Source organism: Phycisphaerae bacterium, assembly GCA_035275405.1.
Taxonomy (GTDB): Bacteria; Planctomycetota; Phycisphaerae; order UBA1845; family UTPLA1; genus DATEMU01.
On sequence record DATEMU010000003.1, the window covers coordinates 79803 to 95810 of the forward strand.

16 protein-coding genes and 1 pseudogene are annotated in these 16008 nt (G+C 61.3%); 7 read left to right on the forward strand and 10 right to left on the reverse strand.

The features are described from left to right. Positions 1–14: 14 nt before the first annotated feature. Together VJZ71_02300 and VJZ71_02305 are read left to right on the forward strand one after the other, a co-directional pair. On the forward strand, positions 15–1205 hold the full coding sequence (locus VJZ71_02300; protein HKQ46883.1) for an SGNH/GDSL hydrolase family protein: 1191 nt from the start codon (positions 15–17) through the stop codon (positions 1203–1205). Between the two features lie 50 nt (positions 1206–1255). Continuing rightward, positions 1256–2740: an SLC13 family permease gene (locus VJZ71_02305; GenBank protein HKQ46884.1), complete on the forward strand. Its 1485-nt coding sequence runs from the start codon at positions 1256–1258 to the stop codon at positions 2738–2740. A 9-nt stretch (positions 2741–2749) separates the two neighbouring features. Here the strand turns inward: VJZ71_02305 and ispH are convergent, their stop codons facing one another. From ispH to VJZ71_02345, 8 genes and pseudogenes are all read right to left on the reverse strand, one after another. Beyond that, positions 2750–3754 (reverse strand): 4-hydroxy-3-methylbut-2-enyl diphosphate reductase, encoded by a 1005-nt coding sequence (gene ispH, locus VJZ71_02310; protein ID HKQ46885.1) that lies wholly within the window; start codon positions 3752–3754, stop codon positions 2750–2752. A gap of 83 nt (positions 3755–3837) precedes the next feature. Further along, positions 3838–4551: a lysophospholipid acyltransferase family protein gene (locus VJZ71_02315; GenBank protein ID HKQ46886.1), complete on the reverse strand. Its 714-nt coding sequence runs from the start codon at positions 4549–4551 to the stop codon at positions 3838–3840. Positions 4552–4572: 21 nt separating this feature from the next. Further along, entirely contained in the window at positions 4573–5577 is a 1005-nt protein-coding gene (locus VJZ71_02320; GenBank protein HKQ46887.1) for a phosphatidate cytidylyltransferase, read from the reverse strand. After that, complete coding sequence (locus tag VJZ71_02325) at positions 5574–6236, reverse strand: CDP-alcohol phosphatidyltransferase family protein (protein HKQ46888.1); 663 nt, start codon at positions 6234–6236, stop codon at positions 5574–5576. Before VJZ71_02325 ends, VJZ71_02320 begins: the two co-directional genes overlap by 4 nt. Further along, the gene (locus VJZ71_02330; protein HKQ46889.1) at positions 6236–6583 is read right to left on the reverse strand and encodes a hypothetical protein; all 348 of its coding nucleotides are present in this window, start codon (positions 6581–6583) and stop codon (positions 6236–6238) included. Before VJZ71_02330 ends, VJZ71_02325 begins: the two co-directional genes overlap by 1 nt. A gap of 182 nt (positions 6584–6765) precedes the next feature. Continuing rightward, positions 6766–7464 (reverse strand): annotated as a pseudogene (locus VJZ71_02335) (TlpA disulfide reductase family protein). Positions 7465–7479: 15 nt separating this feature from the next. Then, complete coding sequence (locus VJZ71_02340) at positions 7480–7677, reverse strand: hypothetical protein (GenBank protein HKQ46890.1); 198 nt, start codon at positions 7675–7677, stop codon at positions 7480–7482. 163 nt (positions 7678–7840) lie between these two features. After that, complete coding sequence (locus VJZ71_02345; protein ID HKQ46891.1) at positions 7841–8293, reverse strand: GNAT family N-acetyltransferase; 453 nt, start codon at positions 8291–8293, stop codon at positions 7841–7843. A gap of 98 nt (positions 8294–8391) precedes the next feature. Here VJZ71_02345 and VJZ71_02350 point away from each other — a divergent pair, with 98 nt between their 5' ends. Further along, complete coding sequence (locus VJZ71_02350) at positions 8392–8889, forward strand: DinB family protein (GenBank protein HKQ46892.1); 498 nt, start codon at positions 8392–8394, stop codon at positions 8887–8889. 18 nt (positions 8890–8907) lie between these two features. On the opposite strand, the gene mutM is transcribed toward VJZ71_02350, so the two are convergent. Beyond that, positions 8908–9729 carry a bifunctional DNA-formamidopyrimidine glycosylase/DNA-(apurinic or apyrimidinic site) lyase gene (mutM, locus tag VJZ71_02355; protein HKQ46893.1) on the reverse strand — a complete coding sequence of 274 codons (822 nt, stop codon included), beginning with the start codon at positions 9727–9729 and terminating at the stop codon, positions 8908–8910. A gap of 57 nt (positions 9730–9786) precedes the next feature. On the opposite strand from mutM, the gene VJZ71_02360 reads away from it, so the two are divergent. Genes VJZ71_02360 through VJZ71_02375 form a run of 4 tightly spaced genes read left to right on the forward strand, consistent with a single transcriptional unit; the run spans position 9787 to position 14943 of the window. Then, on the forward strand, positions 9787–10626 hold the full coding sequence (locus VJZ71_02360; GenBank protein ID HKQ46894.1) for a DUF554 domain-containing protein: 840 nt from the start codon (positions 9787–9789) through the stop codon (positions 10624–10626). Between the two features lie 57 nt (positions 10627–10683). Further along, complete coding sequence (locus tag VJZ71_02365) at positions 10684–12513, forward strand: SLC13 family permease (protein ID HKQ46895.1); 1830 nt, start codon at positions 10684–10686, stop codon at positions 12511–12513. Between the two features lie 13 nt (positions 12514–12526). Further along, positions 12527–13801: a hypothetical protein gene (locus VJZ71_02370; GenBank protein HKQ46896.1), complete on the forward strand. Its 1275-nt coding sequence runs from the start codon at positions 12527–12529 to the stop codon at positions 13799–13801. Next, positions 13798–14943, forward strand: a complete 1146-nt coding sequence (locus VJZ71_02375; GenBank protein ID HKQ46897.1) for an ABC transporter permease — start codon at positions 13798–13800, stop codon at positions 14941–14943. The genes VJZ71_02370 and VJZ71_02375 overlap by 4 nt, the downstream gene beginning before the upstream one ends. A 91-nt stretch (positions 14944–15034) precedes the next feature. Here the strand turns inward: VJZ71_02375 and VJZ71_02380 are convergent, their stop codons facing one another. Beyond that, a complete protein-coding gene (locus VJZ71_02380) occupies positions 15035–15994 on the reverse strand; it encodes a fibronectin type III domain-containing protein (GenBank protein HKQ46898.1) in 960 nt (319 codons plus the stop codon). Positions 15995–16008 lie beyond the last annotated feature (14 nt).

The window sequence follows — 16008 nt, forward strand, 5'->3', positions numbered from 1 at the left end:
GGCTGTTTCGTGTAATGGCCATCGTCTGCTCGCTTGTCGTCTTGGAGGCATTGTCCTGGCTTGGGCTTCATCTGCTGAATCTTCGCTATCCGATGGATCCCATGGGGGCGATCACGCCGGCAAGCGTGAATTCGTTTCTCGACGGCACGAATCGGTTGTGGCAATACGACGCGGACTTGGGATGGACGGGTCGACAGAACTCGCGTGCCGGTCCGATCAACTCGCTGGGCGCCAGAAGTCGACATGAATACCACAACTTGAGGCACACCATCAGCGCCTACGGCGACTCCTATACGTTTTGTCACGGAGCCTCGGTCGACGATGCATGGCCGACGCTCCTGGAGTCGCGCCTCAACGTCGGCGTTCTCAATTTCGGCGGCACCGGCTACGGCACCGATCAAGCCCTCCTGTGCCTGGAAAAGCAATACGATCGCGCGCCCTCATCAACGGTACTGCTGTGCATACAGCCTGAGAACATCAACCGAGTCGTCAGCATCTTCAAAGGCTTCTACGAGAGCGGTTTCGCGCCGCCCAAACCTCGGTTCATCTTGAAAGCCGGTGGGATGGAGCTCTTCAATCCCTGGAAGACGCCCGAGGCGGTGCGCGATATTCTCATCGATCATCCCGAAAAACTGCTCGAAATGGCGCGCCGGTATGACTATTGGTTCGGATATGGCGCTGCGTTGGGAGCGGGCGCGCCGTGGCAAATCCGCTTTCCCTATTCCTATCGATTGGCGGCGAGAGTGCCTTTTCTGTACAGCCGAGTACGAATCGCAGTCACGAATAGAGCGGCGCACACTGCGCTTTACGATCCGAATTGCGAGGCCTTCGCCGTCATGAAAGCCATCATCCTGCGCTTTCGGGCATTCGCCTCCGCCAAGGGGAGCAACGGTCTGGTCGTGATCCTACCTCCTCCCCGCGACATTTACCGATTCGCCGAACACGGTGAACTCACCTACCAAAGCCTGCACGATTTTCTGAACGAGGAGAGAATTCCCTTCACGGACCTGATTGAAGAGTTGGCCGGCGAACCGGATATCCCGGCGAGCTTCGTCAATCGCAGTGATCACTACTCTCGCAAAGGCAGCGAAATCGCCGCCCGTGAAATTGCCGCTTTCCTTGCCCGTGAAAACGCGGTCCCTCGACCGACTTTGTCGTCGGGCACACCAGCCCGCACCACAACCACTTTGCCGGTTTCTCCATAGGCGATTCGCCGTCGCCTTCCCCTATCCTCTGGCCGATCGTGTACATCGCCGTGATACTGCTCGACGAGGTGCTCGTCGTGGTGCGACAAGGAAGGCCGGTCATTTTTGCAATCGCGGCGGGGCTTTATCTGGCCTGTGCCCTGTATCCCTGGCACGACCAGATCTCCATCCGCCGCGCGACCGGGATCGTGTTGGTCACGCTCGTCCTCTGGATCACGGAGGTCGCGCCGTTGGGTGTCGTGGCCATGGCCATCCCTATCGCGGCGACTTTTGCAGGGCTGCTTTCATGGAAGGACGCCGTCGCCGCGTGGGGAGATGAGATCATTTTTCTGTTTCTGGGGGCCTTCCTGCTGGCGCGCGCCCTTGAAAAACATGCCGTCTTCGACGGTCTCTTAGGAATGCGCATGCTGGGAGGCGGCGGACGAAGATCGGATGCCTGGCTCGTCCTGGTGGTGCTCGCCGTTTCGGGCGTGCTGTCTACCATGCAGAACAACACGGCCGTGACGGCGATGATGCTCCCGCTGGTCATCACCATGTCGCGGCGGAGCCGCACTCCCGCGGCGCTGCTCATTGCGCTGGCCTGGGGAGCCACCTTCGGCGGCATGGCCACACCCGTCGGGACCGCGCCGAACTTCATCGGCTATGCGGCAATGAAAAAACTGGACGCGACCGTCAGCTTCGTCTCGTGGATGAAAGTCGGCGTGCCCGTCTGGCTGGGGACGACGCTCATCGGCTGGGGCGTCCTACGTCTGGCGACGGCCATGGGGCGTGGTTCGGCCGCAGCGCGCCGCAACGCCCCTGGAATATTCGACGACCCGACGCTGACCGACGTCGGGCCGATGCTGGGAGATGATGCCGCTGACCGCCCGGCGGGGAGCTCGCGGCCGGCGCGACGCTGGGTCATCGGGGCCTTCATCACGGCGATACTCTTGTGGCTGGTTCCCGGTATCGTGAAGAGCGTGACGTCGCCGGACGAACCCGCGGCGATTTGGATCCGGACGTATCTGCCCGAATCGCTCGTCCCGATCGCGCTCGCCTGGGTGCTGTTTGTCGTTCGGCCCGGTCCCGACGCGCGGCCGATCCTCGATCGCCGCGACTTTCAGGCGTTGGACTGGGATACGCTCTTCCTGATCGCCGGCGGTCTGACACTGGGGCGGATGTTGGAGACCAGTGGCTTCGCGGGTGCGCTCGCGCAGGGACTGGCAGGAGTGAAACTGCCGCCGCTGGTACTTATGCTTGCGCTGGCTTTCGCGACGGTCCTGCTCTCAGAGCTGACGAGCAACACTGCGACCGCTTCGCTCATGGTCCCGATCGCCGGTTCACTGGCCGAGGCGCTGTCGATTTCTCCAGTACAGGCGATCTGGCTGGTGTCGTTGGCGGCGAGCCTGGGCTTCGCCCTGCCGATCTCCACGCCGCCGAACGCGATCGTCTATGGCACGCGGCGCGTGCCGCTGCGCTTCATGGCCGCGACGGGCATCGTCGTTGACATCCTCGCCACGGTCTGGCTCGTCTGCTGCGTGACGATGTTGGGGTAACCGGAGGGATTAAGGGATTAAGGGATTGAGGGATTGAGGGGTGGGGCGCTCCGCAAGTGCTTTCTTCAACATCGGCGGAAGTTGAAACGTCGTGCTTTCTTCGGCCGTGGTACAGAGTTGAACATCGCCCGCCCCGAGTGACCGCAGGTGATCGAGGACTGCCTGCACGACGGTCTCCGGCGTGCTGGCCCCGGCCGTGACGCCGATCGAGTTCGCGTCGCGAACCCACTCCGGGCGAATCTCATCCGCACTGTCAATCAAATGACCTCGGACACCGCGAGCTAGGGCGACTTCCACCAGTCGGGCGGCATTGCTGGAGTTCCGCGAGCCGACGACAAGCAGCAGGTCCATGCCGCTGCCGCTCATCGCCTTCACGGCATCCTGGCGGTTCTGCGTCGCGTAACAGATATCATCCGTCGGCGGCAAATCTAGTGCGGGAAAGCGCTCCCGCAGGACGGCCAATACGCCCGCGGTGTCATCGACGCCGAGCGTCGTCTGCGTCAGGACCATGAGCTTCTTTTGTGGAGCAGCGGCCCCCGGCTGCTGTTCGTTCGGCGGCAGCGTAACAGTGCGGGCCTGCGCTTCGTTTTCGACGAGCGTGATATGACCGGGGGCCTGGCCCATCGTGCCGATCACTTCGTCGTGACCGGCGTGGCCGATCAGGACAATGTGATAGCCCTGCTTGACGAAGCGGTGGACTTCGAGGTGGACCTTGGTGACCAGCGGGCAGGTCGCGTCGATCAGCCGCAGGCCGCGGGTCTCGGCCTCTTTGAAGACGGTCGGCGCAACGCCATGCGCGCTCAGGATCGCGACCGCCCCGGCAGGCACCTCGGACAATTCCTCTACAAAGACGGCTCCTTTTTCGCGGAGCCCGCGGACGACGTGGCTGTTGTGTACGATCTCCCGGCGAACATAGACCGGCGGCCCGAAGACTTCGAGGGCCAGATCAACGATCTTCACGGCGCGGTCAACACCGGCACAAAAGCCGCGGGGATTGGCGAGGAGGATATTCATGGGGGGGAACACACATCGGAATTATACGGAGGAAAGTGGTAGAGGACTATCCTTTTAGAAATCCGACTCTAGGGGCGTCAAAATCATCCCATTGCAACGACCGACGCCTCTACGGCTTCCGTGACTTGTTGCCAACCTTCGCGATCATTCGGCATTTCACCGAACGACTTGGGCAGTCCGATCTTGAGGAAAATCCTGGCCGGCCGAGGCAGGCGACGGTTGGGAGGCAAGGCCTGGAACGTACCGATTAAGCGGCATGGCACAACAGGCACCGATGTGCCGGCAACCATCATTCCCAGCCCTGCTTTAAACGGGGCCATTTGGCCCGTTCGAGTTCGAGTGCCTTCGGGAAACACGATGTAAATGCAGTCGTCCTCCGTCAGGCGCTGCCGAAGGTCCGCCAATGCGTGGCCGCATCGGCGTTGGCGCCACATCGGCAGGGCATTGATCAGAAGCGCGGAAAGTAATCCAGTGATAGGGCTTGAGAAGAAGGTATCGCCTGCAGCGATCGGATATACTCGTGTACGCTGTTGCCGGGAGACCGCCGAAGCCAGCACAAGCGAGTCCAGGTGACTGGAATGATTGGCCGCCAATACATACGGCCCTGAGGTCGGCAGATGGTCCTGGCCTTCGATAGAGAGTCGATGAACCGTCTTTAGGTAAAAGCCGATCACAACGCATGAGGCGTAGTTCGCCACGGCGCTGATCAACCCCCCTTCACGATGCGTGCTTCGAACTTGGTCGCCGAGCGACAACCCGTGATCGCGCGCCGGTCGTAATTCCCATTTCTGCATCATCAACCATCGCGAAGGCGATCGCTATAGAGATCCCGAGAAGACACGAACCTGTTCGTTCCATCCCTCGTCGAGATAATATTTCAAATAATGAAAGATGGCGGGAGAGACCAATAAAAGACTGTTGAATCGATCCAAGACCCCCCCGTGACCAGGAAACGCCGCGCCCATATCCTTAATTCCCACGTCGCGTTTGACGCTGGACAGTAGCAAATCGCCGATTTGGCCCATCAGGCTGATCGTGATTCCCATGAATATGACGTGTCGCCATTCAGCCAGGACCGTGTCGTAAAAGACGATCCTCGCAAGGCCCGCCGCTAGGATCGTCGTCAGCGCCAAGGCGCCCGCGGCGCCGCCGATCGTCTTGTTCGGACTGGTGTGCGGGGCGAGCTTGCGTCGCCCAAAGGACTTTCCACAGATGTAGGCGAAGACATCGTTCATCTGAACGCAAAAGAGAAGCCAAATCATCATGGGTCGGAAGCGGAGGTGGTTGCCCAGGAAGCCGAAGTGGGCCAGGCACATGCCGAAGAGCATGAAGCCCAGGACGCTCAGCCCGACGCGTTGAATGTACCCCGACGGCCGATCGGCAAGAATGGCGACGGCCGCAATCAGCCCCACAATCAACGGCGCTAGCGACGTGAAGAGCCCATACCAATTGTCCAGCGACGAGAGCGCCACGCCGACAATTCCCAGGACGGCCATCGAACTCATCAGCCGTTCGCGGAACAGACCCGTGGCGCGCGCATATTCTCGATAACAAAGCAAACTGAGTACTCCAACCGCCATGATGGCGTAGGGCGCCCCCAGGAGAACCGGCCCGATCATCAACGGGGCCAGAATTAGCCACGAAAAGTACCGGGTCCACAATTCCTTCACGAGCGGAGGGCCGACGGAGCCGGACTTTCCAAGTGCGACAATGAAAAGGGGCGTCAATCCGAGCATAGCGCCGATGGTGATAACAGAATACAGAACGAACGCATCGTCGATTACGCCGTGGACTTCGAAAAACCCTCGGCGAGACGGGATCATCGGGGTCGGCTCCGCAGCGCCGATGCAATGTTCAACATGCGGCGTCCTATCGTAATCAAACAACCGACGCAAATCACTGCCAGACACCACAACACCGGGCTCAATTGTTGGAGGCCTGAAGGAGCAGCGGCATTCAAAAGGGCCACGACAGTAACGAAGAACATTCGATGCGGCTTGGCCATCGGGCCGCGGAAATCCGAGGGCACTCCCAATGATTTGCCCAGCACGCGAACGTAAGCAGTCAGGAGCGCCAGTAGCGCAGCCACCCAACCAAGGATCGGGTGACCCCCCAGCGCGTAACCCATGCCGATGAGGATAGCGACATCCGAAATGCGATCGGGAGCATCATTAAAGAGTTCGCCAAGCGGTGAGGCTTTTCCGGTCGAAATGGCCACCATTCCGTCGAGCAGATTGGCCAACAAACGCAGTTGGATCAAGGCTGCTGCCGCCAACCAGGTAATCCTCAACGGGATGACATCCGCGGTCGCCGTCTGCCATAGACACACGCCGCCAAGGATTGCGCAGATCATTCCAGAAAGGGAGATGGCGTTTGCCGAAACTCCGGCACGGGCCAACGCCGCCGCCAATCGATTCATGACGGCCCATTGTCGTGCAGCGATCGGCCGACGATCGGTGGCGTGATACACATCGCTTCCCATTATCGTCCCATCAAGTACATTCCCCCGACCAGCAGGATCATTCCTCCGATATTAGCCGGTTTGATGGGTGTCCCATAGGCGGCCCGGGCAATCACCGCGGCCCAAATAAATGTACTTGCGTATATTGGGTAGAGCGTCGCTAACGCGCCTCCCCGTTTGAAGGCCGCAACAAATAAGACCATCACCGCGACGTAACACAATACGCCGCCCGCCAATCGAAGATTAAAGAGGTACGACCCTATAGCGCCCGACGCTTGGTCGGCTCCGCTCTTGTAAAGATACTGTCCAAGGGCTCCGAGAATCGCAGCGATAGCAAAGTACAAAATCGAACTTGCGGGTGTCGCCATCACGGCCTCCTTTGGAGGCAACGATACCGTCGCTATAGCGGTTTCACCATGTCGCGCAGCATGGCACCGTCAGTCTACAACCGGCTTGAAGTGGGAGGAGTCCGGGCAGACTTTATGCCTTTTGGGCCTACCGGCACTGACAGGCGAAACATGAGACGAACGTCTGCCCGCTAGCGGGGCGGCTACGAGCCCTTGCCGTCCTTGGACGCGCCGGCCCTGTTCAAACTCGCCCGTTCCCTGGCCGCCAGGTCGGCGTACTGCGTCGTCGCGCAATCTTTGGCCACTTGGTCGTAATACTGCCTCGCCTGGCCCGGGTGCCCCGCGTTGGCCAGGGCGCGGGCCAGGTGCAGCAGCTTGTCGCAGCGCGCTTCTTGTTTGGCGTTGGCTTCGGCGCGGGCGATCATTTCCGCCAGCTTGGGATCCGACTTCAGCGACTCGATCTGGCTGGAGGCCTGTTTGGCCACCGGCGCGTCTCCGAAATCCGAAACGATCCGTTGGTATTCCCGCAGGGCCTCGACTTTTTTTCCTTCTTTAAGCAGCCGGTCGGCCTGGGCGATCCGTTCGTCCGCATGCCGCGTCGCGACCGATTTCGCGACTTTGGGCGGCTTTTCCACAAGCAGCTTGTCGATCGCCGCCTCGGCGGCCCTGGCGCTCGTCCCCCAGAACGCGACCTTGCCGTCAGGATCGATCACATAGACGGTGGGAAAACCACGGGCCCCGTACGCGCCACGCGTGCGCGAAGACTCCAGGCCCACGAGATAGTTGACCTTCATCGCGGTCATGAGGCGAGACACCGTCTGCAACCGCTCATCGGTCAGCGCGAGCAGTACAACGCCCTTGTCCTTATATTTGTCTTGCATCTGAACCAGATGCGGGATGCCAGAGCGGCAGGGCGCTCACCACGTCGCCCAGAACTCGAGCATCACGATCTGGCCTTTGAGGTACTCCAGTGGGAGCGTCTTCATGCCGGGCGGCAGGTTGGACCACGCGCCGGCCGTAATGTCCGGCGCCGGGTCGCCGATCTTGACGCCCGCCAGGGCGGTTGAAGCGACGCTGCCGAGGAGGGCCAGCAGCAAGAGCGATCTTGAGACCATCGCACCAAATCTCCAAAAAAACGCGGCTGCCGTCCTCTCAGCGCAACTCTGCGCGAGAGCCCCGCAGCCGTAGCCGTATTGTAGCCGAAACGCACAAGGAAGTGACCCCCGAATTTGGCCCGTTTTGCCGGGTTTATGGCGCGCCACGAAGGGGCCCGCCCCTCTAGTCAAGATTGATGATGTAGCTGTAACCGTGCCTGACAAAGCCCAGGGATTCATAAAACCGATGGGCCTCGGCGCGTTTAACATTTGTCGACAGGGCGAGCTTGTAGCATCCCTTCTGACGGGCGAGTTGCATGGCGTGTTCCATCATCCGGCGACCGATCCCCTGACTCCGGCATTCCGTCGCGACGATGACATCGTCCACAATCGCCGAGGGCGTTCCCAGATGATTGAGTTTTTCCATGACCAGCAAGGCGAACGTGCCGACGATGCGGCGGGCCTGCCACGCCACGTAGATGTGGTAATCGGGATACCGTCGCAGCCCCTCGAAGCGATTCCGTGCCTCGTCCAGGCTCAGCGTGCGCCCGTCGTCAAACTCCGGAAGGGCATACAGACGCAGGATGTCCGGTAGATCGTCCGCCGTGGCCGAGCGAATATCGAGTGATGGCGTCATGCCGAGCCCTCGTTATAGACGGAAAGGTATTGTAACCCGGCGTGATCGTGGTCATCCTATACTCCGGGACCATTAGGCGAGCGATAGGGAGAATCAATATGTCAAGCCATTTGTTGGAAACCGGTCTGGCGGCGTTGGCCTTTTCGCGAAAAGTGTCATTGGGCCTGTTCGAGGACATTCCCGACAACAAGATCTGCCACCAGCCCTGCGCGGGCGCCAACCACCCGCTGTGGATCCTGGGGCACCTCGCCTGCACCGACGAGTTCTTCCTCAAGGGCGTCGGCGGTCGCCCGTACAACCGCTTTGAGAAGTGGGAGAAGCTCTTCTTCATGGGCTCCAAGCCGACCTCCGACCCGAAGGTCTACCCGCCCATCGCCGAGGTGAAGGAGGCCCTCGACAAGAACCGCCAGGAGATGATCGGCTGGTTCAAGTCGATGAGCGACGCGGAGCTGCTCAAACCCCTCGAGAGCGACCTCGCAGACTTCGCCGCCAATCGCGCCGTCCTCATGTCCATGATCGCCTGGCACGAAGGACTGCACGCCGGTCAGTTGTCCGTCGTCCGCAAGAGTCTGGGGCTAACGCCGAAGTTCGGTTGATCGGCGGCGGACCGTCGCTCACCGCCGGCGCTTCTGGCAGCGGGGGCAGTAGTGTGTCGAGCGCCCCGCGGCGAGAATGCGACGAATCTTCGCGCCGCAGCGAGTGCACGGGCCGCCTTCGCGATCGTAGACCCGCAGCCGATTTTGAAAATCGCCCTGTTGGCCGTCGGCTCCCCGGTAATCGCTGATGGTCGTACCACCGGATCGGATGGAGGCACGAAGCACCTTCCGGATCGCGCAGGCCAGGTTCCGCACTTGCGATTCGGAAAGTGCGGCGGCGAGCGTGAGCGGGTGAATCCGCGCGGAGAACAGGGCCTCGTCACAATAGATGTTGCCCAAACCGCTGATCGCCTGCTGGTCCATCAGAAGGGCCTTGATCTGCCGCCGGCGTTTGAGCAGGGTGCGAAGCACGGGCACTCGAATCGAGAGGGCATCAGGGCCCAACGTATTCAGCCGCTGCGCTTGGCCATTCTCGCCGGCGCCAAAGAACCAGATCCCGCCGAATCGGCGTGGATCGCGAAAGCGCAGTTCATCCGTCCGACCGGTGAAGGCGAATCGGACGTGGGTGTGCGGCAGGACTGGTTCCGACGCGGGCAACAGTGTGAGCCAGCCCGTCATTCCGAGGTGGACGACGAGATCGCCGCCGTCCAGTCGAACAAAGAGCCGCTTGCCGTGCCGATCGACGGCCGCAACCCTCATGCCTGTCAATCCGCTCGCCACGGTCTCGCCGCCGTGGTGAATAATGTCCGCGCGGTGGATATGGACCGACTCGATGACCGCCCCCGGCAGATGGGCGGCCAGTCGGCTGGCGATCGTCTCGACTTCAGGCAGTTCAGGCACGCCTAAAGAAAAGCGGCGATATATCGAAAAGTCAAAGCGTCGAGACGGATTGCTCGTGTGACATTGACGATGAATAAGGGGGCGAATAGCGTTCGAGGCAGCGGGAGCGCGGTCATGTGGTCGATCTTCAACGGCACGATAGTCAATGTGGCCACCGTCGCGGTCGGCTCCACGGTCGGCCTGCTGCTGGCCGCGAAGATCCCCCAGCGCTATCAACGGATCATTTTGGATTGCCTGGGCCTGGTGACCGTCACGCTGGCCATCGATGCGTCGGTCCTGGGCATGGGCCGCGCGGTAAGCAACTTTGGGGCCGGCGTGCCCACGTATGGTGCGCGACTCGGTATGGTCATGATCGGCTCACTGATCGTCGGTTCGATTCTGGGAACGGCTCTGCGACTGCACGAGCGGATTGAGGGCCTGGGTCGACTCATTCACCTCCGGATGGGCGGAGGATCAGGGGACACGGGCGGCGGGCGGTTCGCTGAAGGCTTCCTGACGGCCAGCGTAATCTTCTGCGTGGGGCCGCTCACCTTGTTGGGTTGTTTGCAAAATGGAGCTGACGCGAAGCCGAACCTGCTCTATATCAAGGCGTTCCTCGACGGCTTCTGTTCGATGGCCCTGGCGGCGTCATTGGGAATTGGCGTTCTTTTCAGCGTTTTAACGGTACTACTCTTGCAGGGCGGCTTGGCATGGGCGGCATACGGTTTCGCTGAGAGGATTCCCGAACTCTCACTGGAGCTGATGAACGTCGTCGGTGGTGTCGTTCTGCTGGCGACGGCCCTGATGATCCTGGAGATCAAGAAGATCCCCGTGGCAAACATGCTGCCGGCCATCTTCCTGCCGCCGCTCGCTGTTTGGATCGTGGAGCGTATTTCTCCGGGAACGCTTTTGCCCTAGACCGATCGGTCATCGGCGGATTATCTTCTTCACTCAGCCAGGAGTCCTGACCCCGCGATGAATTGGCAAGGTTGGTTTACCCTCGCTCTAGTCCTGGTGATGCTTCTCGGGCTGGCGCGCCGTGCGCATCTGGCCGACATCATTTTTCTGGGCGGCCTGACCCTGCTGGCGCTCCTCGGCATCATCTCGCCGGCCGAGGCCCTCTCCGGTTTTTCCAATCCGGGAATGTTGACCGTCGCAGCGCTCTTTGTGGTCGCGGCGGGCCTGCGGGAAAGCGGCGCCTTGGACGGTTTGGCCCGACGCATCCTGGGGCAACCGCAAAGCGAGCGGCGGGTATTGGGCCGGCTTCTTCTCCCGATCGCTGCAATGTCCGCGTTTCTCAACAACACCACGATTGTCGCGATGGGCATGCCGATCGTCGTCGACTGGTGCCGCAAGCATCGGCAATCGGCGTCGCGATACTTGATGCCCATGAGCCATGCGACCGTGGCCGCGGGCCTGTGCACGCTCATCGGAACGAGCACCAACCTCGTCGTCCACGGGATGATGGTCGACAACCCCGAGACCCGCCACACGGGAATGGGGTTCTTCGAGATCGGTTACGTCGGGCTCCCGGTCACCATCGTTGCGATCCTCTACCTTGTCTTCATCGCACCCAAACTCCTCCCCGCGCGGCAGGAACTCTTCGAGCAATTGGGAGAATCGCGCCGCGAATACATGATCGAGATGCTGGTTGAGCCGGCGTGCCCCTTCGTGGGCCAGTCCGTGCAGGCCGCCGGGCTGCGGCAACTGCCCGGCCTTTTTCTCGTGGAGATCGAGCGGGACGCGCAGGTGCTGTCGCCGGTCGGCCCCGACGAACTCCTCGAGGCCGGCGATCACCTCGTCTTTGTCGGCGTCGTCGGCACGATCGTCGATCTGCAAAAGACCAAGGGCCTCGTGCCGATTGAAGAGCAGGGACGGACCTCGCGCCTGGACCGCCTCGATCGCCGCCTGTGCGAGGCGGTCGTCAGCCCGGCGAGCCCGCTGGTGGGCCGCAGCATCCGCGGGGCGAACTTCCGTACGGTGTATGACGCTGCGGTCATCGCCGTGCATCGCAGTGGGGAGCGTTTGCAGGGCAAAATCGGTAATATCGTCCTGCGACCGGGGGACACGCTGCTGTTGCAAACGGCGACGGGCTTTCTTCGAGCGCACCGCAACAACCCGGACTTTTATCTCGTCAGCGAAGTGGACGAGGCGGTGCCGGTGCGCCATGAAAAAGCGACGCTCGCGCTGGTGATCCTGGGCGCGATGGTCGTCATGATGGGGCTGCCCGACGTCCTGCAATGGACCGGCGCCGACCCTCAGTTGGCAAAGAGCCTGGACCGAAGCCGCGTGTTTTTCGCCTTCGCGGCGGCGGGGCTGATGGTGATCGCCCGCTGCGTGGCGCCATCCACCGCCAGGCGCAACATTCAATGGGACGTGTTGTACGTTATCGCGGCGTCTTTCGGGATCGCGCGCGCGATGGAGAATACGGGGGCGGCCAAGTTCATCGTCGATTTGTTCCATCCGCTGATCACGCCCTTCGGCCCCGTTGCCGCGGTCGTTGTGATCTATCTCATCACCAATCTGCTCACCGAATTGCTGACGAACAACGCCGCGGCGGCCCTGGTGTTTCCGGTGGCCATATGGACGGCCAAGGAGTTACAGATCGATCCGCGGCCGCTGGTGATGACCGTGACGATCGCGGCGTCGGCCGCCTTCGCCACGCCGATCGGCTACCAGACAAACATGATGATCTTTGGTCCCGGCGGCTATCGATTTTCCGACTTTGTGAAGGTCGGGCTGCCTTTGAATGTCCTTTGTTTTCTGATTAGCGTGCTCTTGATCCCGCGCATCTGGAGTTTGTAAGACGAAGCAGCGCATGGACAGCGGCGGAATCGACGATCCACCTTCTCATCGAGCCGCCAAGGCGCTTGGGCTGGCGGTGCTCCTGGCGGCACTGCGGTGGGCCTACCTCGAACATCCCTGGCCCGTGCATGGCGATGAAATGAGTTTCGTCTCGGCCCTCGGATTCCCCGCGCAGTATCCTGTGCACCACCCCGGTTATCCCTTGTGGGTGGCAATGGGGACGGCGCTCAACGCCCTTGGGTTTTCACCTTATGCGTCGTATCAGGCGTGGTCCGTTGCCGCATCCGTTCTCCTGCCGGTGCTGTGCTATCTTGCACTCCGTCGAAGCGTTCGCGATTCTCTGGCGTGGTGGACGGCGCTGGCGCTGGGCGTGTGTCCGTTGCTCTGGTTCGTGGGGACGACGGCATTGAACTACGCGGCGGGATGCACGCTTGGGTGGGTTATTATTGTATTGTGTCATCAGTCGATGGCGGAACATCGCGCGAGGCCGCTTCTGGCGGCGGCGCTGGTGATGGCGATCGGATTATGCCTGCGCGTCGACTTGTTGCTGACCGTCGGGCCGGTCATCGCTTTCGCCGTCTGGCGAGGCCGCGCCGTCGGGGGATTCAAGGCGCTGCTTATCCTGGCCGGCGGTGTCATTCTCCTGACCGTTGCGACGGCGGCTGTGTATGGCCGAGCCGATGTCCGCCTGCCGGCGCCGCATTTGAGGCATACGGTTGACGTTGTCTTAAATACGAGCGTCTTTCGGCTGGGCCCCGTCGACGGTCTGGCGCGAAACGCAGTCAAGCTGGGAATCAACATCGGGTGGCATATGGGAGCTGCGGCGTTGTTGCTCCCCTTGGCGGTGATGTATAACGGTCGGGGAGCGAAACGCGATACGCGGATTCTCCTTCTCTTGTGGTGGATGCCGACGGCGGCGTTTCTGCTGCTGATTCACATGACCGAACCAGGACACATGCTGCCGCTCCTGCCGCCGGCTTATTGTTTGATCGCCCTATGGCTGAACGATCGATTTCGGCCCGAGGCGGCCGACCGGTGGATGCGGGCGATCGTATTCGTATCAGTGATCCAATTCGTTGCGTATCCCTGGTCGGCGTCGAGTACGGGATTCAAACGCATCCTGGACGCAAAAATCGGATACGTGAGCGGTGAGGGGCTGCGCCACATCGATCGCCGAGCGGAGATCCATGCCCCCGGTGATTTCTGGCAGACGCCGCTGCACCGGAAGGAACCGCCGACAAACCAAGACAATGAAAAGTCAAAACAAGAGGAGGCCGACGGGCGGTGAACGGCTTCTGGGCGGTCTTGTTGAAGGAATTCTCGCACATCCGGCGCGACCGGGGGACGATCTTCTTCGCGTTCGTCGTTCCGGCGCTGCAGCTTACGATCTTCGGGTATGCGATCGAGGTCACGATCGAGAACATCCCGCTCGTCGTGATGGACCTGGACGGCCATCAGGAGAGCCGGCGCCTGGTGGAGGCGTTGACAGCTTCGCGGACGTTTCGCGTGAAGGCCCGCGTCACGGACGCGGACGCGTTTCGGCGGGCCCTGACTTCCGGAGAGGCGAAGGCGGGCGTCCTGATCCCGTCGGATTACAGTGAGCGGCTGCTTCGGCAGGAGCAGGCGCACGTCCAGGTGCTCATCGACGGCAGTGATTCTCAGGTGGCCACGACGGCGCTCAACACCGTCAACTTGCTCGCCTTGCAGCTTTCGATCGGCAAGGCGCGGGCGATGGTGGAGTCGCTGCAGATCGGCCCGGCGCGGGACGAGCGCGGCGAATTCGCCCCGCCCATCGAGGCCCGCTCGCGGCTCTTGTTCAATCCCAACCTGGAAAGCTCGCACTTCTTCGTGCCGGGACTCATCGCGATCATCATGCAGCTTGTGCTGGTTTTCCTGACGAGCTTTTCCATCGTAAAGGAACGCGAGCACGGGACATTGGAGCAGCTCTTCGTAACCCCCGTCGGCCGCGCCGGCCTGATGTTCGGAAAGCTCGTGCCCTACGCCTTGATGGCCTTTGGCGAGTTGCTGATCGTTCTGACGGTCATGACCGCGGTATTTGGAGTGCCCATCAACGGGAGCCTGACGCTTCTCCTGGCGTTGTCGTGGCTGTTCATCGTGACCGCGTTGGGCCTGGGGCTCCTACTGTCCACGCTCGCCAAGACGCAGCTCCAGGCGATGCAATTCTCGTTTCTGGTAATGCTGCCCTCGGTACTCCTGTCGGGCTTCATGTTTCCGCGGTCGGAGATGCCGACTGTGTTGTATCTGGTCGGGTTCATTTTGCCGGTCACCTATTTCATCGAAATTCTGCGAGGTGTCATCCTTCGCGCGGCGGATTTCGCGGATATGTTCACGCACATTTCCGGGCTGGTGATCGTCGGCGGGGCCATCCTAACAGCGAGCGTCCTGCGGTTTCGCAAGCAGCTCGACTAGGCGCCGGATCGTGCGAGCCGAGCACATGGAACGTCCGCAGCCCACAACCCCGGAACCATCGTGGGTCCGGGGTTGGAAGCCGCGTGATGCGTCATGGGAGTTGAAGCGTCGTCGTGGCCGGGGCCGATGTGTTGCCCGCCTCGTCGGTGGCGGTCACCTCGATGATGCTTTCACCATGCTCGCCGTATTCCGTGACGCGGGTGCGTCCGACGGTCCAATCCAACAAGACGCCGTTCATGTAGATGTCGTAGCGTATGTACGGTTGCTCGGTGACGTTGTCAGTCGACGCCCCCCAGACCACCTCGAACTCCGTGTCGCCGTCAAAACCGATCGCATAGAGATTCGTCGGCGTTGTAGGAGGCGTCGTGTCATTGGGGTCCGGCGCCGGGGTCGTCACCGTGATCGCATTGCTGTGTGGCGAAAAGCGATTCTTCCCATCCCGGGACTGTACGGTAATCGTGTGCGTGGTCTGCGGCTGGAGGTAGTAAAGTGTGTGGGACGTCGTCTGGCCCGCAGAAAAGAGCAGCTGGCCGTTCCAGTAGAACCAGTAGCGGATGGGCGGACCGTTGTCGGACGCGGGCGTCCACGCGAGTGCGATATGGTTGGGCCCGACATGAGTCAGCGTGAGAGTGGGCGCGCTCGGCTGACTACCGGCAGGTAGCAGCGTCGCGGTCGCGATATTGCTGTTCTGTGACACATTACCGGCTTGATCGCGAGCATAGACGTAAAACGTATAAGTGGCCCCCGCGTTGTGTCCGGTTGTAAACGTGCAGGTGGGGTTCGTCATCCCTGCGTTTGCGATTTGCCCGGAGCTGGAGACGATGACATAAAAGAAGCTCCCGGAGTTGTCCGAGGAGCCGTCCCAGGCAAGGGAGACGTGGAAGTCGGAAACGCCCGTGACGTGCAGGTTGCTAGGCGTCGTGGGCGGCGTTCGGTCCCGGGGGGGACGGGGGGGGAAGGCCCCAGCCGTGGACGCGCAAAGAAGTGTGGCAAGAACGAGCGCTGTTTGCGCGATCTTAATGTTTGTTCCCAGAAAATGTCCGATTGTCATAATCTTCTCCCAGG